Origin of the sequence: Methylomonas sp. 11b (assembly GCF_000515215.1) — a bacterium.
Lineage (GTDB): Bacteria > Pseudomonadota > Gammaproteobacteria > Methylococcales > Methylomonadaceae > Methylomonas.
The window spans coordinates 5,179,492-5,199,171 of sequence record NZ_KI911557.1; the positions used below are offsets into that span (position 1 = coordinate 5,179,492).

Genomic DNA, 19,680 nt, shown 5'->3' on the forward strand with positions numbered 1-19,680 from the left:
GGGCTAGTGCATCAAATGATTCCAGTTTCGTTTGGTTGATTCAATATCGGGAAAAAACATGGCTGATAATAAAGTAGTTATCAAAATTAATTATGATAAGAAACACCCAGGCATAAGCACGGAGCCGCAAACGGTAACGGTTTGGCATATTCGCAGGATACTGGTTGCGGTTCTGGTGTTAGTTTTGATGCTAATAGTATTGTTTTCATGGTTTGGCGGCGCTGACGAAGATAGTGATACTCTGATCGATACCACGGAAAAAGTTCAAAAATTTAATACACCGGATGCTGAAATTGTTGAACGGCAAGAGTCGGCGCTAATAGAAAAGCCAGTGCCGGCGATAGTGCCTAAGGAAGCAGCCCACTCTGAAAGTGTTAAAAAAATCGACAGTGTTAAAAAGCCGGCGGCGATTATATTGGACCGAAAGGTTATCAGAGCATCTTTAAATACCGAGCCCAAGGATGATGAACCCGGTGAGCCGATTAAGTCGCCGCTGAGAGTTATTCCTAACCAATCCCAGGAAGTTTTTTATTTTAGTGAGATAAAAAACATGAAGGGTAGATCTTTGTTTCATCGATGGTCGCGTAACGGTCAAATCGTGCATCAAAAACAATTGGATATGAAAGATAAAATAACCAAGGTATGGTCTAGTAAAACCCTGTCTGCCAAAGATAAGGGCGAATGGCAAGTACAGTTGACGGATAAGAAAGGCAAGGTATATTCCGAAGTCAATTTTTCAGTAAATTCTGAATAATAGTTTTATTTAGAAACGCCGGGTGATAGAATTGATTGCGTTTTTTGATTAACGAGGAAAATATGACTGACTTTAATAAACTATCCGAAGCCGAATTACAGGCTGTTATTGATAATGCCGAAAAAGCATTAAAAGAAAGACAATCCAGTAAACGCAAGGAAGTTATTGCGCAAATAAAGGAATTGGCGGCTTCTATTGGCGTAACTGTCGATATTCAAGACGGCGAGAAGAAATCCGAAAGAAAAACCGGTAAAGTTGCGGCTAGGTACCGTAGTCCTGACGATGCATCTTTAACCTGGTCTGGCCGTGGATTGGCGCCGAAATGGATGCAGGAATTGCTGGCTTCCGGTCGCAGTAAAGCTGAGTTTGAAATCAAATAATCTTCGGATTTAAACCGTAGTCTGGTTTATCCAGTCTTTTAAACGGTTTGCTACCCAGGCTCCATCGTCCAAACATAGATCATGGCCCGCCCACGGGTGCGTGAAGATGTCGATTTGCCATTTGTTATGAATGGCGTCGGAACAAGCCGGTGCGACTAAACGGTCGCCCCGGCCATTCAATAACAGCAATGGTGTTTCCGGTTTTCTCTGGCTAGGTCGATAGCGTGCCGCTGCTTTCAGCTGTCTGACACCATTAGCAAGGCTGATAGGCCGAACTTGCTGTATGGCGCTCCAGGCCTTGGCCGTTTCCGCGTAGAGGTCTTGCCGGTTACTAACCAGCTGAAGAATTGCCAGTTCCCTGTTATATAAATCCCTTTCTAGCAATAACTCAAAAAACTGCGGATAACTCTGCCAACGCATGCGCCGATAAAATGGGCTTAGGCCCGCAAAGCTGGTATTGATGAGGGCGGCTGCAGCGATGTCTTGCGGATAGCGCTGCAACCATTCCCAGGTCACCATGCCGCCAAGGGAAAATGCGAGTACCGTGACAGGTTTTGCCAGTAAACCGACCGCTAAAGCCTCGCGGCGGACTTGTTCCGTTATCGTTTCGATACTGTCCGGACTGGGTTCTCGGTAATATCGGCCGGTACCTGGCAAATCGATAGTGCTGACGGTTGATTGTGGAAAAGCCTGCTGCAACAAATCCGGAAAATTTCCCCAATGTGCAGCCTCTCGGCACAGTCCACGCAGTAATAACCAATGCTGCTTGGCTGATGACTCAGGCATACCAGAAATCCATAGCCTTTTGCCGATTGTGCTCTTGTTGTTGGCTGTTCAACGTCGCCCATTTTTTCGGGTAGAGCAGGCTGCGATATAAGAAATCGAATAAGGTTAGATGCCTGCGCATAATGCGCTGTTGACGATGCGGCAGCAAGGGATGGAACAAGCCGTGACGTTGAAACAAATGCGTCGGACTTTTGCGTAGCCACAGCCAAGAGCCCATCTCCAGGGTTAAGGGTAGAAATACGCGTTGTTTGCCGTGCCGGTCTATAAAATCGTCATATAGATAATCCCATAAGTCCCCGCTGATAACGTATTCTTGGCTCATAGGCTCTATTTTATAGAAATGGTGCGGGTAGCAGCGATCAAACAATTGTTTTAAGCAATAAGCTTCTGCTATGCCCGGAAACGGCGTTTGACAGGACGCATAGGGAAACCATAATCTATCGTGGATGCCAAACCCCGAATGCAGATCGATAGCAATCGACAAGGGCGCGTCAAACAGATGTTTATGCACCACCCGACATAATGCCTGGGCTTCTTTTTCCATTTTCGATTCATCGCCGCGGTACCAGGGCAGCTTGGCGCTGAAACGCTGACCGCTGTATAGCCGCGTATTACCGATACTTTCGATGGGAGAGTTACGCATCAAATCCACGCCATTACCGTTACAGCGCGTGCCTCGATAGACACCTACCGGGTTGACGATGGGCACGAATACCAGCCGCGAATGTTGCAAGCGGGCGTTAAATTCCTCATCCCAATCCAATAATTGCAGGATGGTTTGTAAGTACGCCAGGATTACTTCCGAGCCGATTTTCTCCAAGCCATGCACGCCTCCGAAAAAAGCCAATACCGGAACATCCGGACTGGTTGAGCCAAGGCTGAGGCAGTGGATTGGAAATTGCCTGTCTTTATAGGTGATTTGCTCGACGATCTCGCAATGGGCGCGGTCGCCGAATTGCTCGATCAGAGTTTCCAGCTGTTCCAGCTCCGGGAATGAACGATTTTCCATGAATTCGCGCAACTCTAACCGGCCAGCGATTTTTCGATGTAGCGTTGTCTTTTCTTGGGCGCGATTTTATCGACCTCCACCATGATCAGGCCGTCGATACAATTATTGAAGTCCGGGTCGATATTGAAGGCGACGAAATGGCAGCCTTTATCGACACATAATTCCACATATTGTTTATAAAGAGTAGGGACTTTGACGCCCAGTTTTTTTAGTTCGCTATTCAATATTTTGAAACTGGTGGAGTAGTCGGCGCTGAATTCCGTGGCCGCGAAAGCTTTGCACTGTTGGGACATCACGAAGGGCGTTCTGGCCTTGGTGTTCTGTAAGTCGGAAGCGAACTGCTGTTGATAAAATCCGATAATCAGTTCTTTCGCGGCCTGCGGGTAGGCATTGCTGATGCTGACCGGGCCGAATAGATATTTTATGTCCGGCCGTTCGCGCAAATAGGCGCCTATACCGTACCAAAGATAATCCAGGCTGTGTTGTCCCCAATAACGCGGTTGCACAAAGCTGCGGCCTAGCTCGATGCTGTGAGGTAGATAAGCTTCGAATTCGTTACGTAAATCGAACAGGGTTTGCGTATAAAAACCGTCTATACCATGGCTGGCCATAATGGCAGGGCCGTCTCCGACCCGGTAGGCTCCGACGATTTCCAGATCGTTATCGTCCCACAGCACGATGTGGCTGTAGTAAATGTCGAATTTGTCCAGATCCAATGCTAGCCCGGTGCCTTCTTCGACGGTTCTGAATGTCAGTTCGCGTAAACGGGCGATTTCCCGCATCACTGGACAATCGTCTTGAAACTGGTATAAAAAGATCTTTTTGCCGTCGCGGGTTTCGCCAAGCAAACGTGATTGGTACAGCGCCTTCTTCACGGCTTTGGTATCCGAAGGGTGCACCACGGTGGCGACGGTCTCGAATAGCGCCGGTTTGTTTTTCTTGCCCAGGTTTTGCACGTGCTTACGAAAGCGCTGACTGAGCTGTTTATTACTTTCCTCGCTATCGGCAACGACTTGATAAGGCACCGGCGCGCCGACCATGAATTTAATCTCCTGGCCCTTTTTGTTGAACATCTCCTTAACTAATAGCATCGTGCCCAACGGCTTGTACAACGTCGATGCACTATAGAATAAGGCCGAGTTCTTGGCCTTAATAAAGATCGGCAGGATAGGGCACTGTGCCCGGCGGGCCAGCTTAATAAAGCCGGATTGCCAGGCGCCGTCGCGGATGCCTTTGGGTGTGATGCGCGAAACCTCGCCGGCCGGGAAGAAAATGATGGCTTCTTCGTTTTCCAACGCATCCAGCATCACCTTATAAACATCTTTTAGCTTTTTCTTATCGGACAGTACATCGACCGGCAGAAATATGGATTGCAAAGGCTCCATGTGCGACAAGACTCGGTTGGCAACGATACGCACATCGGGCCGCACGGAACGAATCAATTTCACCAAGGCCAAACCATCCAGCGTTCCAATTGGGTGATTGGCAACGATCAGTAGACGGCCTTCCGAGGGAATATTGTTATAGCAATCGTTGCTGACTTGATAATTGAATTTGAAGTAATTCAGTAGCTTGTCGAGAAAGGCGAAGCCGCGCAGGTGTTGGTTTTTGCGGATGACGTCGTTGAAATCGTCTTCGTGGATCAGTTTTTTTAAAGCTTGTACGACCAGCTTATTGTCTTTGCCAAATTTAAAGTCGGGATAAGTTTCTTGCAGAATGCGTTCAGCATCGATCATCGCTCAGTGTCCTGGAAAAAGGAGTATGGCGGCGATTCTAGTGGGCAAATATGTCAGAAATATGTCAGCCGCAGGCTGATGAAAATGCCAGTCAGCCAATGGTTGATAAGCCCTAAACGACTTGCCCCAAACGGCAGAGAAGGCTGTTGGTGTGGTTTATTCTTAGCAAAAATTGCGGTTTAGGTGTCGGATGTTGGCGGGCCGAAATAGGTTATCGAACCCGTTTTTAGTCGTGCTTTCAAACAACAACGACGATAATCAGTGAGCTTTCCGGCTGGGTTTCTCGGGTGTCAATACGGTGTTTTGCGGCGGCTGACTGTTGTCCAGATCCGGATAATCCTTGGTGTAATGCAAGCCCCGGCTTTCCTTGCGCTGCTGCGCGCAGCGGATGATCAGCTCGGCCACGATGACCAGATTGCGCAGTTCCAGCAGGTCACTAGTAATGCGGAACTGGCCGTAATACTCGGCGATTTCTTCTTTCAACAAGACTAGTCGGTTCATCGCCCGTTCCAAACGTTTGTTGGTGCGGACGATGCCGACATAATCCCACATAAAGCGGCGTAATTCGTCCCAATTGTGCGCGATTACCACTTCCTCGTCAGAGTCGCCGACTTTAGATTCGTCCCAATCCGGTAGTGGCAGCGGTTCCGGCAATTGCGCGAATCTGCGGCGAATGTCCTGATTGGCTTGTTCGGCGAATACTAAACACTCCAGCAGTGAATTGCTGGCCATGCGGTTAGCCCCGTGCAATCCGGTGCAGGCGACCTCGCCGATGGCGTACAAGCCGGGGATGTCAGTGCGGGCGTTGGCGTCGGTTAACACGCCACCGCAGGTATAATGCGCCGCAGGTACCACGGGAATCGGTTGCTGGCTGATGTCTATATCCAGTTCCAGACATTGCATATAAATGGTGGGAAAGTGCTTCTGGATAAACTCTCGCGATTTGTGGCTGATGTCCAGGTAGACGCATTCGATACCGTGTTTTTTGATTTCGCTATCAATGGCGCGGGCGACGATGTCGCGCGGCGCCAGTTCCATGCGTTCGTCGTAGCGGCGCATGAAGCGTTCGCCGTCAGGCAGGATCAAATGTGCGCCTTCGCCGCGCACCGCTTCGCTGATTAAAAACGAACGCGCGGTCGGGTGATACAGGCAGGTCGGATGAAATTGCATGAATTCCATATTGCTGATCCGGCAGCCGGCCCGCCAGGCCAGTGCAATGCCGTCGCCGCTGGAAATATGCGGATTCGTTGAATACAGATAAACCTTGTTGGCGCCGCCTGTCGCCAATACCACCACTTTCGCCGCTATCGATTTGATGCTGCCGGATTTGCTGTCCAACACGTAGGCACCGCATATACGTTGGTCGCTCACGCCCAATTTGTTGGCGGTGATTAGTTCGACGACATTGTGATACTCCAGCAGGGTAATGTTGGGGTGAGCCTGGGCGCGTTCTATCAACGATAGCGATACCGCTTTGCCGGTGGCATCGTCGGTATGGACGATGCGGCGGTGCGAGTGGCCGCCCTCGCGATTTAAATGCAATTGTTTGGCGCCGTCGGCATTACGCTCTTCAGTGAAGTTTACCCCTTGCTGACGCAGCCATTCGATGCTTTGACGGCCTTGAGCGACGGTGAGTCTGACGATTTCCGGGTCGCACAGGCCGGCGCCGGCAATCAAGGTGTCTTCTATATGCGATTCGATGGAATCGTATTCTTCGTCGAATACCGCGGAGATACCGCCTTGGGCGTAATAAGTGCTGCATTCGGTCAGTGCGAATTTGGCGAGCACCGCCACCTTGTAGGTGTCGGCGAGATGGAGCGCAAGACTCAGGCCGGCGCCGCCGCTGCCGGCGATAAGGATGTCATAATAGGAATCAGCGGTGTTGATGGGTTGGTTTGCTGTCAGTGTGGTCAACTTTGCGGCCGGATGAATAGTTTTAGCGTTTTTGAATAATATCTGGTTTTAATCTTGCGGTAATTTTTTTTGTGTTGCCAGAACTAATGAGGTTTAATTCTGTCCACTTCAATATCAAAATAGCGCAGTGAACGAACAAGAAACGAATACCGAAGATCTGGATCAAGAGCTGGTGCGCCGTGTGCAGCAAGGCGATAAATCCGCCTTCGATCTTTTGGTGATCAAATACCAGCACAAGATCGTCCACTTGGTGAATCGGTACGTCAAGGATCCGAGCGAAGCTCAGGATGTGGCGCAGGATAGCTTCATCAAGGCTTACCGGGCCTTGGGAGATTTTCGCGGTGACAGCGCTTTTTACACTTGGTTGTATCGCATAGCGATTAATACTGCCAAAAACTATTTGTTGTCGCGTTCGCGCCGTCATTTTGATTACGAGATTGATGTTCAAGATGCCGAACAAGTAGAAAACGCGCCACAACTAAAAGATATAGAAACGCCGGAAAATTTGTTGATGAATGAACAAATCGTGGCGGTCATTAAATCGGCTATCGAGAGGTTACCAGAAGAGATGCGGATTGCAATTACGCTCAGGGAGTTTGAAGGGATGAGTTACGAAGAAATCGCGGAAGCAATGGATTGCCCCATCGGGACGGTACGCTCGCGGATTTTTAGGGCTCGCGAAGCCATAGACCAAAAATTAAACCCATTGCTCGACTAAAGGTGTATCGATGCAAGAACAACTTAACGAAAAACTTTCTCAACTGATAGACGACGAACTGGATAGTCAGCAAGCACTGTCGCTATTAAAAACTTTGCAGAACGACGGTTTGCTGAAAGACAAGTTGCGTCGCTATCAAATTGCCAGTCAAGTCATGAGGAGTGGCGAATATTCTCACGTTACCAGCGATTTTGTGGACAAGATTCACGAACAGATTCGGCAAGAACCTACCTATTTCTTACCTCGGAAAAAGTCGGCGGTAAACTGGCAAAAAGCTGCGTTGGCGATTGCCGCGTCGGTAGCACTGGCCGTGGTGTGGGTCAGCACTAAAGTGGATAAGCAAATGCATAACCCTTTCGGCGCGGTCGAGATGGTGGCTCAGGGTAAAGAGGCGTCAGCCGAGGAAATGCATGCTCGATTCAAGGATTATCTGGAAGCTCATGACAACGCGATGTATGTCAATAGCGTGCAAGCGGGGCAACCCTACGCACGGGTGGTGGGCTATCGGCAGGAATAAGCGCGTGAGAGTTTTAAAAGCTTTTTTGCTATGCGTTGTTTGCCAAAGCGCTTTTGCCGAGAAGGATCAAGTGACGGCCCGACAATGGCTGGATCATATGAACCGGGCGATGAAAACCCTCAACTATCGGGGTACCGTGATCTTCATGAAAAACGGTCAGCTCGATACGATGAAATATCAGCATAGTGTTGAAAACGGCGTCGAACAGGAACGCTTGGCTTCTTTGAATTCGCCGATGCGGGAAGTGACGCGTAAATCGAACGAAGTGACTTGCACATTCAAGGAAACCAGTCAAAAAGTGGTCAACCACCATCCGCTGGATAGTTCGTTTATCGTCAATTTGCCGCAGAACACCGCTAACCTGGAAAAAAATTATCAATTAGTTTTGTCGGGTCAGGAATCCATCGCGATGTTGCCGACGCAAATCGTCAGTGTCGAGCCTACCGATGCGCTTCGCTACCCGAGAAAAATCTGGGTGGATACCCAACATTTTTTGCCGCTGAAAGTCGAAGTTTACAATTTGGACGGCAGTATCCTTGAGCAAGTAGTGTTCACCGATTTAATGACCGATTCCTTAGCCGAGCCCCACACCGGCAATGTCGACGACAACAGCTTTCATGTCAAACATATCCACACTGCTCAAGCCGAACCGTTTGAAAACGCCACATTCGTATTGAAGAATTGGCCGGCTGGGTTTGAACCGGTATTTTTTATTCGCAATTCTATCCAGCAATCTCAAAAAGCCGTAGATCATTTATTGATTAGCGACGGTTTTTCTACGGTGTCGGTGTATCTGGAAGCCAAAGAATCGCAAGGTATGAACGGTTTGCATAGTCTGGGTTCTGTTAATTCGTTCAGTAAGGTGATTGGCGATACCCAATTCACCGTATTGGGTGAAGTACCCGCCAAAACAGTCGAGCTAATTGCTGACGGCATAGCGCTACGTTAGCGTGTCCTTTTTGTAACAAATCAAATGTATGAGTGGAGATTACATGCTTAATAAGCTGTTTTATGGAGTTTTGATATTTTTATTGGCGATTGACGCAAGCTATGCGCAATTGCCCGATTTTACCGAAATGGTGAAAACCAATGGGGATGCGGTGGTCAACATCAGCACGACCCAAAAGGCCGCCGACCCGCAAGCCGGCGTCGATCAGCAGCAAATGCCGGAGGATATGCCACCGGAAATGGAAGAGTTTTTTCGACGGTTTTTTCAGGGGCCGGGGCGTGGTAACTCCCCACGGGAGACTAACTCTCTAGGCTCGGGGTTTGTGATTTCCAAAGACGGATACGTCTTGACTAACCACCATGTAGTCAACAATGCCTCCGAGATTGTCGTCAAATTGAAAGATCGCCGGGAGTTGATCGCCAAATTGATCGGCTCCGACGAAAGCACCGATGTGGCCTTGTTGAAGGTAGAGGCCAAAGACCTGCCGGTAGTGGAAGTCGGTTCGCCGGAGCAATTGCAAGTGGGCGAGTGGGTTTTGGCCATCGGTACGCCGTTTGGTTTTGATCAATCCGTCACCGCCGGTATCGTCAGCGCTAAAGGGCGCAGTCTGCCGGATGGCAATTATGTGCCGTTCATCCAAACCGACGTCGCCATCAATCCTGGCAATTCAGGCGGCCCCTTATTCAATATGCAAGGCAAGGTCGTAGGGATTAACTCGCAAATCTACAGCCGTTCCGGCGGCTATATGGGTTTATCGTTTGCGATTCCTATCGATGTGGCGATGAACGTAGTCGACCAAATCAAAAGCAAGGGTAAAGTGTCGCGTGGCTGGTTGGGTGTACAAATTCAGGACGTGACCCGGCAGTTGGCGGAGTCGTTTGGTATGGACCGGCCGCACGGCGCCTTGGTTTCTAAAGTTATTCCAGGCGGACCGGCCGAAAAAGCCGGCATTCAAATCGGCGATATTATTGTCGAGTTTAATGGGCAAATAATCGAGACCTCCGGCGAGTTACCGCCTAGAGTGGGAATGACACCTATCGATGAAAAAGCCAAGGTTAAAATCATTCGCCAAGGCGATAAGCAGGATCTTAGTGTGAAAATCGGTTTGTTGCCTGCGCAACCCTCCTCTTTGGCTAACGGGCCTGCGGCTACCCCTGAAGTGGCCGTGAACCGTCTGGGCTTGGCCGTGGCCGATTTAACCGCCGAACAACGTCAACAATCACAGGTGGAAAAAAACGGTGTAATAGTTCAAAAAGTGAACAAAGGTATTGCGATGGATGCCGGCATTCAGCCAGGCGACATTATTTTGCGCATTCAGAATAATGTGGTGCGCGATGCCGCCGAGTTTAATTCCATCGTCGCGAAATTACCGGTTGAAAAATCGATAGCACTTTTGGTACAACGTAACGGCAGTCCGGTGTTTTTAGCGTTTAAAATCGAGAAATAATTGAGGTAACTCAATGCCTACCGCCAGCAATGTAACGCAATTGATCGGCAATACGCCATTAGTGAAATTACATAAAGTCGTGTTGGAAAACTCCGCGACTGTGCTGGCAAAGTTGGAATCGAGAAACCCCGGCGGTTCAGTCAAGGACAGAATCGGTCTGGCCATGATTCAGGCCGCCGAGAGAGCGGGTCGCTTACGCAACGGTGGCACTATTGTGGAGCCAACCTCCGGCAATACCGGTATTGCCTTAGCCATGATTGCCGCCGCCCGCGGTTATCATTGTATTTTGACAATGCCGAACACTATGTCGATCGAGCGCCGGCAATTATTGGCATTGTATGGTGCGGAAATCTTGTTGACGCCGGGTGCTGAAGGCATGACCGGCGCAATTGCCAAGGCGCAGGAAATAGTCAGACAGACACCGGGGGCATTTATGCCCCATCAATTCGAAAATCCGGCTAACCCTGAAGTTCATAGACAAACCACCGCCCAGGAAATCTGGTCGGCTACCGACGGCCAAGTCGACGCTTTTGTTTGCGGAGTAGGTACCGGCGGCACCATTTCCGGGGTTGCCGACGTGATCAAGAACCGTAAACCGCAATTTCAAGTGATTGCCGTTGAGCCGGCTGAATCCCCGGTCATCTCGGGCGGCACGCATACACCGCACAAAATTCAGGGCATAGGGCCAGGTTTTGTGCCTAAGAATCTCGAAGTCGATCTGCTGGATGGTATCGAATTGGTCACGACCGAGGAAGCCTTTACGATGCGCAAAAGGCTGATCGAAGAAGAGGGCATTATGGCCGGTATTTCTTCCGGTGCCACTGTTTGCGCGGCGGTACGCGTCGCGGCGCAGATGGGTGCCGGTAAAACCGTGGTGACCATTATTCACGATACCGGTGAGCGCTATTTGAGTATGAGCTAACGCCGTTTTATCCCGCATTCTGCTGGAGCAAAAAAAAATAACAATGACAAATCCCAGCATCAAAATACGTTCCACCGGACTCGGTTATTTTATCAACCGCATTCAAACCCTGTTTGTCAGCATGTTGCGTATCTGGACGATACCCATCGTCCTGATGCTTAGCCTGTCGTCCGGCTTTACCACTTATTACGGTTTATCGCATTTTATTACGCCCTGGATTGCGTTGGTGATTACCGTCGCCATTCAATCCATCATCGTTATCTGTTCTTTGGAAATGGCCGGCATCCATTGGAAAGCCAACAGGATGCGCTATTTTACTGTGGTAGCGTCTCTAGCGGTGGCGATTGCCGCTTCGGTGACTTTTTCCTATTTCAAGTTTTACGAAATATCCGAGCAGGAAACCCTGCATATCAATCGGCTGAATGAGTTAAGACAGCAAACTAAAAGCTATGTGGACGGCATTCTGCAAGTTAAAAGCCAGATGCTGCACCAACAAAAACTTGATCTGGAAAAAGCTTCGCTGGATGCCAGTCAGGCGTATTTTGGCACGCATAATCAAATTGGACCCGGCTATAAAAATCAGGTGGGAGAAGGGCCGTTCTGGCGCCACTACAATCAGATTTATCAAGAAAAAAAGCAGGCCTTGCAACAGCAGGAACAAGCGTTTCAAACCTTGGACAGCAATATTAGGCTGCTGCAAAGTAACCTGAATGAACTGGATGTGACTAACGACAAGGAAGCCACTTATTCACAATTTTTAAAGAATTATCAGGATATTCAACTCGGCGTGAATCAACTGGCCAGCAGCATGGGCTTATCTTTACCCGACGCGCCCTTGCTAATGACTTATAAACAGTTTGTCGAAGAAGTTAAGCCATCGTTCGCGATGTGGCGCGGGTTTTCCTGGTTCGCATTTGCCTGTGCGGCGATGGTGGATTTTTTCACGGTATTACTGTCTTACCGCTTGGAATTTACCGCACCGGGACCGTTAACGATCCAGGAAGAAGAACTGGTGTTTGAATGCCTACGGCAATTCACCGAGTTTCGGATCAACGAAAATGACGAACTAGAAATGGTCATCGAAAAGTCCGACTTGGAAAAAGCCCGACGCTATTCCGATTGGTCGCGCATGTTCGTGGTCGGCTTGCTGCTCAGTCGCGGCTTCTTGCGTAAAGTGGACGATAGAACCGTGGAGTTTGCGCCGAATCTTTACCCGCTGATTGCGGAAAAAATGTCCGACAAAATCGCCGCGCTTAAACAAAAAGCGGTTGCCGCAGCCGGTGTTGTTAGCCATGAATAGCGCCGGTAGCGAATTGGAAATCTGGCTGGCAGGCGGCGATTTATTCGAAGAGTCACTTGCCGATTCGGCGGAGCAATGGATCGCTGGTTTCGACGCCGACCGGCAAGTGGTGCAGCTAAAACTCGGGCCGTATAAAAAACTTTTTTTACGTCCGAAGAAATTCGTCAAACGCTTCTATCACCACATTCACCCTCTGACGATAGAAAGCTGGCAATACCGGCGGCAGCTGAGTATGTTCGACGATTTTTGCACGGTGGACTTGGCGCTAGATTTGCGCTTTCAGGCTACTTTGGCTTATGTGTTGAAGAATAGTGAAATGCTGCCCACGATTAACCAACACATCAAGCAGTTGTATGCCGACATTATCGACGATGTGGTTAATCTTGAACTGCAAACGCTGGCTGATGGCAACTGGATTCAAACCGGTCTAATTGACACCGAGAAACGCATTGCGCTGGCTATTAACCAAGTGTTGATGCAACAGCATATTCAATCGCAAGCCCTCTGTAGTCTCACTGCCAGCTTTAACGAATTTCCGAGCGTGCAGTTGGGCCGCGACAGTGTTTATCTGAACGTGTTGAAAAAGACTTTTGAGTTGAATGAAGAACGCACCCGAGAGCTATCCCGGCAGCAGAGGTTGCTGGAAGAGGAGGAAATACACGAAAAGCGCCTGCAACTGGAACATTTGCGTCGCGTATCCGAGCTGGAATTGCAGATGCAGGCTCAGGAAGCGGAAAAACAGCGGCGCTTGCTGGAAGACAAACAAGATCAGCTTAGTCAGCAACTGGAACTTGAGAAGCGTTTGTATGCCGAACAGCTACGCCACGAAAACGAATTAAAGGCTATGCGTCTGGAAGCGGAGTTGCTGGCCCAGGAAACCCAGCAGGTTAGGCAAAGGCTTGCAGAAAGTCAGCAACTTACAGAACAACTGACCCATCAGGCGGAATTGCACGATAAAAAGGTACTTGCCGACATTCGCTTGCAGCAACGCACGCAAAGCTTATGGCAAGAGAATAGTTCAACGAACGAAACAGGGAGTGATCATGCAGAGCAATAAATTGATAGGTGTAAGTTACCGGGTGTTGGTTTTGCTGTTGACCGGCTTGCTGGCGGCTTGCAGCACCACACCACGTCCGCTGCAATTTCGCACGGAAATCGATTCGCTAGTCGCCGTAAGCGCTCCGCAAAGCAATATGCGATTCGTCGTATTGCCGGGCAATGCCGGCGCAAACGAACAGGATTTGCAGTTTATCGAGTTTAAAACCTATATCGAAAAAGTCCTGGCTAATCGCGGTTACAGCAAGGCCAACAGTATCCAGGACAGCAACTTGGTGATGTTCCTGAGTTACGGTGTCGGTGCCCCGGAAGTGCATCAATACACTTACGAGGTACCGTTGTGGAACGACATGGGTTATTACTATCCGTACCGAATGTCCAGATTTTACAACGGCTATTATCCGGGTTTCGGCGTCGGCGGCTATTCGCAACGGACCGAATCCTATACGACATTTCGGCGCTATCTGGTGCTGGAAGCCTGCGATAAAGAAGCCTATTTGCAACAGCAACAACGCAAACAGCTATGGAAAACCAGCGTGCAAAGTAACGGTTCCAGCAATGACTTGCGCCTCGTGTTCCCTTATATGGCGGCGGCAATGCAGGCCTATTTAGGCACTAACACCGGGCACATGATCACTGTGGATATAGACGAAACCAATACCTTGGTGCGCAGCCTGCTTGGCCCATATCAACCGAGCACGCCGCAACCGAGATAAAGATTAGATTGGGTTTTCTGTCTGCTGCTGTGCTTCATTGCATGCAACATATTGACAACGCCTGGTGGCGGATACAGACTGAGGGCACACCCGCGAAGTTAGGGATTGGATTTGATGTCGAGTATGCGGTTGGCCGAGCCGAAAGTTTAGGGATGAAAGTTAACAATAATAATCAGGAGAGCAGCATGAAAATAATCGTTTTGGGATTTGTCCTGGCTTTCAACAGCTTGGCTGCAAACGCTGCAAAATATGGCCTGGAGCCTGGTGATGCAGTGCTCACCAATTGCCACGAAATTTATACCCGGGGGGTGGTTAAAGCCAAAGTCGATGACGGCTACACCGTGCACTTTCCCAAAAACGCCGGACCTATCCAGTGTCCGCCGTTTCGTTGGCATGCCGAGTTTGTATTGCCGTTTCAATCCGTTCCGGAATATCGCTTAAAGTTTCTAGGCGGCTTAAAACGCGACATCCTCTTTCAAGTGGGCGAGCCGGTGACTTTTCGGGTCGATACCGACAGACGCGTTGTCAAAACCAAAGCCAGCATCGACATCGACGCACAGATTACCGATATCAGCAGTAACGGCGCGATAGCCGTGAAATTAATCAGCACCGACCCGGAAGCAGCAGCGACATTTTGGCAATGGATAGGCGGCAATTATGTCGATTTACGGCATAAATATTTGGAACCGGAACGGGATAAAAGATCCCGGTAGTTCCCACAAATCAAGCTAAACACGTTCTTGTAATTGCTAACGCAATAGCTGGCAATTCTTAGCTATCTGCTGATGGACCAACGCATGGATGCAGAAGGAATAGCAACGCATGGTGCAATTCCCTAGCGGATCGCAGAGAGGAGAATTACTTGCTATTCAGTTCCCTGGTTTGCTTATTTTCCTTATTTCCCATACGCTTTTGGACAAACACACTGAGGGCGCGTCTAATCCGTTTGAAGATGATCGCAAAGCTGGGATTGGCCTGGGGCAGAGTATTGGTAGAGACGGTATGAATTCGGCATTCTTCCATTTGACAAAAGTTGATCGGACCGCCCATCCCGATGCAAGATGACTTCAACATTACCGTGGATCAGCTGCGAATCGGGTTGTATATTCACCTCGATCTCAAGTGGTTTGATCACCCATTCTCGTTCAGCCATTTCAAGATAAAGAACGAGGCACAGATCAAGACCCTCCAGAGTCTTGGGCTGAAGTCAATTCGTTACGATCCGGCCCTCAGCGATGTCAATCCACTGCCAAAAAAACCACAGCAGGTAGAGCAAACACAGGTTGCAACCAAGCCGGATATTTTGCCGGCGCTGGCGACCAAACTGGCGCTAGTCGAGCGAATCCAGCAGCAGCGAGAGGCGGCGGCACGGATCGAAAATGCCTTTATCGATACTGCTAAAACGATACACGGTATCGAGAAAAGCCTGTATACCATGCCGGCGGAGACTTTGCGAAAGGCGACACAATTGGTGGACCAAATTGTCGACTCGCTGCTTTGCGCGCCGGAACTTGCTATACACGTCATGATAGGCAAGGCGGGGGCCGAGGAAATGTATTACCACTCTTTAAATGTCACCATGCTGTCCCTGATGATGGCGCGCGACATCGAATTGCCCCAAGAGGTGGTCGGCACCTTGGGGCTGGGCGCGCTGTTCCACGATATTGGTCATAAGGAGATTCCGTCAAAGATCCTGATGAAAAAGGAGCCGCTCAATCAGGCTGAGCGTCATTTATTCGAAATGCATTGCCAGTACGGCGCGGATATCGGCCGGCGACTGGGGCTTGCACCTGCCGTCTTGGCCATCATCCGCGAACATCACGAACTGTTCGATGGGACCGGCTACCCCAGTAAATTGAAAGGCGAAGCGATCAGTTTACTTTCCCGCATTGTCGTCATTGCCAACCATTACGATGAACTGTGCAACCCGATGAATATTAACGATGCGCTGACACCTCATGAGGCTCTGTCGACGATGTTCGCCAAGTTGCGCAACAAATTCGATCAGAAGTTGCTTCAGGTCTTCATCCATTGTCTTGGTGTGTATCCGCCCGGCACGATCGTGCAGTTTTCCAATGGCGTGATCGGCATGGTCGTCACCGTCAATACGGCCAAGCCGATGAAACCGCTGGTGCTGATTTACGATGCGGATATTCCCAGGGATGAAGCGATCCTGGTGGACATGGCGTGCGAAGCGGATGCGAATATCGCGAAGGCGATCAGACCGGCGCAGGTTCCGCGGGAAATATACAACTATCTCAGTCCACGCAAGCGGGTCAATTATTATTTCGATCCGAACAATCCCGGCCAGGAGCAAAGCGCCAGATGAGCAGCCTCGAACATCTGATGATTGATTACAGCCAGCATATGATGTTGCTGGTTGAACCCGGTGAGTTGCGGATCATCATTGCCAACAAGATGGTCGAGAAGATGCTTGGCTATTCGGAAGCGGAATTGCTGGCTATGGCCATCACGAATATCGAAAGTTCGTTGCAAGACGTCTTTTATTGGGAGGACGTCCGTAACGGGCAATACCAGGATATCGAGACCCAGGACGGACTTTACCAATGCGCCGACGGTTCGATGCTGACGGTGACCAAATCCGTCAAGGTCATTCACCATGAAGGGCGCCCTCTGATTCTGATTCAGGCCAGGGATGTACAGAACGAACACAAGGCCGAGGATGCCCTGGCCCAAATATTGTCGCAACTGCGGGCAACGCTGGAATCGACAGGCAACGGCATTCTGGTCATCGATTGGCATGGCAAGATCGCCAACATGAACCGCCAGTTCAGCAGCATGTGGGGCATTTCCGACGAGTTGCTGCTGGAGAGGGAGGAAGCGGATATTCTCGAGTTCATTGCCGGGCTGGTTGCCGAGCCGGAAGTATTGCGTATTCGCCTACAGGAACTCGTCGGCAACAGCGAAACCGAAGATATCCTGAGTCTCAATGATGGCCGGATTTTCGAATGCAGATCGCGGCCGCAATATCTAGGCGAGCACATCATCGGCCGCGTCTTCGGCTTCAACGATATTACCGAACGCAAACGGGCCGAGGAAGCGTTGCGCGATTCCCGAGACGAACTTGAAGAGCAGGTGCGAAAGCGCACTGAATCCCTGCAAATGGCGAATACGCAATTGTTGGCCGAGAAGGCACGTCAAGAGGAGCTTATCGGGCAGCTTGAAGAAACTCAGATGCAACTGCTGCAATCCGAAAAAATGGCTTCGATAGGCCAGCTCGCTGCCGGCGTGGCTCACGAGATCAATAATCCCATTGGCTTCGTCAACTCCAACTTGAGTACCTTGCAGGAGTATGTCGATGGGATGCTCAGACTGTTGGCGGCATACGAGCGGATCGAAGGGTCGTTGGTGAATGAGGCCTTGCAAAATATTACGCACCTCAAACAGGAAATTAATATCGGCTATCTGCGCGAAGATATCGGCGACCTTCTGGCGGAATCCCTCGACGGCTTGCAGCGAGTGCGGCGCATCGTTAAAGATCTGAAGGATTTCTCTCACGTTGGCGAACTGGAACAGCAATCGGCGAATCTTGAGTCGGGTCTCGACAGCACGCTTAACGTGGTATGGAACGAAATCAAGTACAAAGCCGACGTCGTTAAGGAATATGGCGGAATCCCGGAAATCAACTGCATCGCGTCCCAACTTAACCAGGTGTTTATGAACCTGCTGATCAATGCCGTGCAAGCTATCGAGGATCATGGCCGAATTACGCTTCGCACCGCTTATGACGAGCAAAGCGTCTGGGTTGAGGTGGAGGATACCGGCAAGGGCATCAAGCCCGAACAGCTCGGAAAAATCTTCGACCCATTTTTTACCACCAAGTCGGTCGGCATGGGCACAGGCCTGGGTCTATCGTTATCCTATGGGATCGTTAAAAAGCACAACGGGCGGATAGAAGTGAAGAGCGAACTCGGTAAGGGCACTTGCTTTCGCGTATGTTTGCCGCGGACTAGCTGACAGGCGTTCCGCCATTTGCCTATAGGCAATCCACCATGCTAAACGGTCGAGGTAATCAGGATAATTCGATCCGAAAAGCTTGTTTATCTCTAGCGAATTTGCCGTTATGCCTATTCTCCCCGACAAATGGTGAACAGCTGTTGTTTACTGAGAATGGTTCCGGCGGGAGAGTCCGTGATCGTTTCCAATCAGCAATGTTCGAGTTATTTTCTGCATCGATCAAGCTCGGAGCTTGGATGACCGAGAAATTTTCTTGAACGATCAAGCTCGGAGCTCAATTGGCCGAGAAATTTTCTCAATTGATCGAGCTCTGAGCTAGAACGGCCGAGCTATTTTCTCGATCATTCTCACTCAGAACTGCATCGTTCAAGCTCCGAGCTAAAATGTTGGCGTTATTTTGTCCAATGATGGAGAAAATAACTTGGCCGTTGCAGAAAATTTGTCCAATGGCCAAGAAAATAAGTCGAATCGGGGAGGGCGATTAGTGAGCGGACGGGGGATTTGCTGCGGCGGTCGCGCTGGTCGATTTTCTGGCGAAGCGGCGACTCAAACCGTCCAGGTGTTGTTCTAGCGCGCCATTCTTGCCGGCCAGTTTCGCCGCTTGATAAACCAGTAAAGTCTGGCTGTAAGCATCGCTGCCTGCCGCCAAAAACGTATCCTCCAGCCGGCCTTGCAGTTGGCCCAAGGCCAACACCAGCGGTTCTAACTGCCTGACTAAGGTCACGTCGCGCTGATATTCGTCCAAATCGAAATTGCGAGGCAAGATGCCCGGATTTTGCACGGCCAACACCAAGCCCTGGTCCACAAACGCCCGGCTCTTATCGCCCAGCTTGGGCAAGGCCCGGCGCTCGTCGGCGTTTAAGTCGATCAAAAACGGTAACAGGTTTTGAATTTGACCGATCAAACCCATCACGGCATTCTGTTGGTCGGCGGAGAGTTAGCCCTTGACTAAATCGTTGTTCATAATCGCTCCTTGTCAAAAAAATTGATACCGGGATGCCTGTCGATGTTTGTATCGAACGGATCGAATCCCAGTAATTAAAGGGGAGGGTAGAGAGATAGCAGTCTCTGCATGCTTAAACCGCCTATTTAAACAACCGATCAGCAAAGCATAACTAATAAACGTCTATAATGATTCGCCTACCGGTTGCCGGCTGAGTGTAGTGGAAAATCGGCAAGGATTCAAACCTATCCGAACTCTAATATTAAGAGGGGTTGATTTGTTAACGGATTTAAATTTGATCGCAATGCCGACGAGCCGTTTGGTTGGGCTGATGGCTATCCAGTTCAAATGCTCCCATTCGGCCAAAACCGGCCTCTGATTCAGCGAATGGCAGCTTTTCGGCAAGTAACCTTACGTCCTCTTTGGCTCGACCTGGCCAAAAGGTGTCACCAAATCGTAGATCGCGAGCGGCTAACGATGTTCCTAAGCCCTCATTCAGGCAAATCTCAATTTTTCTATGACTAATGGAGGAATTGATATGGGCGTCCAGCGGCC

General features: G+C 49.8%; 19 protein-coding genes. 14 read left to right on the forward strand and 5 right to left on the reverse strand.

The features are described 5' to 3' along the window. Positions 1-58 precede the first annotated feature (58 nt). Both METH11B_RS0124770 and METH11B_RS0124775 read left to right on the forward strand, forming a co-directional pair. Positions 59-754, forward strand: a complete 696-nt coding sequence (locus tag METH11B_RS0124770; RefSeq protein WP_026604346.1) for a DUF2914 domain-containing protein — start codon at positions 59-61, stop codon at positions 752-754. Positions 755-816: 62 nt separating this feature from the next. Beyond that, entirely contained in the window at positions 817-1,134 is a 318-nt protein-coding gene (locus METH11B_RS0124775) for an H-NS histone family protein (protein ID WP_020482187.1), read from the forward strand. Between the two features lie 9 nt (positions 1,135-1,143). Here the strand turns inward: METH11B_RS0124775 and METH11B_RS0124780 are convergent, their stop codons facing one another. The 4 genes from METH11B_RS0124780 to nadB form a co-directional block, all read right to left on the reverse strand. Then, positions 1,144-1,920, reverse strand: coding sequence for an alpha/beta fold hydrolase (locus METH11B_RS0124780; protein WP_026604348.1), 777 nt, complete (start codon positions 1,918-1,920; stop codon positions 1,144-1,146). Next, the gene (locus METH11B_RS0124785; RefSeq protein ID WP_026604349.1) at positions 1,913-2,929 is read right to left on the reverse strand and encodes a M14 family zinc carboxypeptidase; all 1,017 of its coding nucleotides are present in this window, start codon (positions 2,927-2,929) and stop codon (positions 1,913-1,915) included. Before METH11B_RS0124785 ends, METH11B_RS0124780 begins: the two co-directional genes overlap by 8 nt. Before the next feature lie 14 nt (positions 2,930-2,943). After that, positions 2,944-4,665: a lysophospholipid acyltransferase family protein gene (locus METH11B_RS0124790; RefSeq protein WP_026604350.1), complete on the reverse strand. Its 1,722-nt coding sequence runs from the start codon at positions 4,663-4,665 to the stop codon at positions 2,944-2,946. 258 nt (positions 4,666-4,923) lie between these two features. Next, entirely contained in the window at positions 4,924-6,579 is a 1,656-nt protein-coding gene (gene nadB / locus METH11B_RS0124795; protein WP_026604351.1) for an L-aspartate oxidase, read from the reverse strand. A 127-nt stretch (positions 6,580-6,706) separates the two neighbouring features. On the opposite strand from nadB, the gene rpoE reads away from it, so the two are divergent. The 12 genes from rpoE to METH11B_RS0124855 all read left to right on the forward strand — a co-directional run bounded on the left by rpoE (position 6,707) and on the right by METH11B_RS0124855 (position 18,182). Continuing rightward, positions 6,707-7,297, forward strand: coding sequence for an RNA polymerase sigma factor RpoE (rpoE, locus tag METH11B_RS0124800; protein ID WP_020482182.1), 591 nt, complete (start codon positions 6,707-6,709; stop codon positions 7,295-7,297). 10 nt (positions 7,298-7,307) lie between these two features. Further along, complete coding sequence (locus METH11B_RS0124805; RefSeq protein WP_020482181.1) at positions 7,308-7,814, forward strand: sigma-E factor negative regulatory protein; 507 nt, start codon at positions 7,308-7,310, stop codon at positions 7,812-7,814. 4 nt (positions 7,815-7,818) lie between these two features. Continuing rightward, a complete protein-coding gene (locus tag METH11B_RS0124810; RefSeq protein WP_026604352.1) occupies positions 7,819-8,763 on the forward strand; it encodes a MucB/RseB C-terminal domain-containing protein in 945 nt (314 codons plus the stop codon). Between the two features lie 43 nt (positions 8,764-8,806). Continuing rightward, on the forward strand, positions 8,807-10,210 hold the full coding sequence (locus METH11B_RS0124815) for a DegQ family serine endoprotease (protein WP_026604353.1): 1,404 nt from the start codon (positions 8,807-8,809) through the stop codon (positions 10,208-10,210). A 13-nt stretch (positions 10,211-10,223) separates the two neighbouring features. Continuing rightward, positions 10,224-11,132, forward strand: coding sequence for a cysteine synthase A (gene cysK, locus METH11B_RS0124820; protein WP_026604354.1), 909 nt, complete (start codon positions 10,224-10,226; stop codon positions 11,130-11,132). Positions 11,133-11,175: 43 nt separating this feature from the next. After that, positions 11,176-12,432: a hypothetical protein gene (locus METH11B_RS0124825; RefSeq protein WP_026604355.1), complete on the forward strand. Its 1,257-nt coding sequence runs from the start codon at positions 11,176-11,178 to the stop codon at positions 12,430-12,432. Beyond that, the gene (locus METH11B_RS0124830; protein ID WP_026604356.1) at positions 12,425-13,489 is read left to right on the forward strand and encodes a hypothetical protein; all 1,065 of its coding nucleotides are present in this window, start codon (positions 12,425-12,427) and stop codon (positions 13,487-13,489) included. Before METH11B_RS0124825 ends, METH11B_RS0124830 begins: the two co-directional genes overlap by 8 nt. Next, a complete protein-coding gene (locus METH11B_RS0124835; protein ID WP_026604357.1) occupies positions 13,476-14,204 on the forward strand; it encodes a hypothetical protein in 729 nt (242 codons plus the stop codon). Before METH11B_RS0124830 ends, METH11B_RS0124835 begins: the two co-directional genes overlap by 14 nt. A gap of 185 nt (positions 14,205-14,389) precedes the next feature. Then, positions 14,390-14,917 carry a hypothetical protein gene (locus tag METH11B_RS0124840; RefSeq protein ID WP_231499669.1) on the forward strand — a complete coding sequence of 176 codons (528 nt, stop codon included), beginning with the start codon at positions 14,390-14,392 and terminating at the stop codon, positions 14,915-14,917. A 109-nt stretch (positions 14,918-15,026) separates the two neighbouring features. Continuing rightward, a complete protein-coding gene (locus METH11B_RS0124845) occupies positions 15,027-15,269 on the forward strand; it encodes a hypothetical protein (protein ID WP_026604359.1) in 243 nt (80 codons plus the stop codon). Further along, entirely contained in the window at positions 15,259-16,533 is a 1,275-nt protein-coding gene (locus METH11B_RS0124850; protein WP_026604360.1) for an HD-GYP domain-containing protein, read from the forward strand. Before METH11B_RS0124845 ends, METH11B_RS0124850 begins: the two co-directional genes overlap by 11 nt. Continuing rightward, positions 16,530-18,182 carry an ATP-binding protein gene (locus METH11B_RS0124855; RefSeq protein ID WP_026604361.1) on the forward strand — a complete coding sequence of 551 codons (1,653 nt, stop codon included), beginning with the start codon at positions 16,530-16,532 and terminating at the stop codon, positions 18,180-18,182. The genes METH11B_RS0124850 and METH11B_RS0124855 overlap by 4 nt, the downstream gene beginning before the upstream one ends. A gap of 481 nt (positions 18,183-18,663) precedes the next feature. Here the strand turns inward: METH11B_RS0124855 and METH11B_RS0124860 are convergent, their stop codons facing one another. Beyond that, positions 18,664-19,095, reverse strand: coding sequence for a hypothetical protein (locus METH11B_RS0124860; protein WP_197026998.1), 432 nt, complete (start codon positions 19,093-19,095; stop codon positions 18,664-18,666). Between the last annotated feature and the right edge of the window lie 585 nt (positions 19,096-19,680).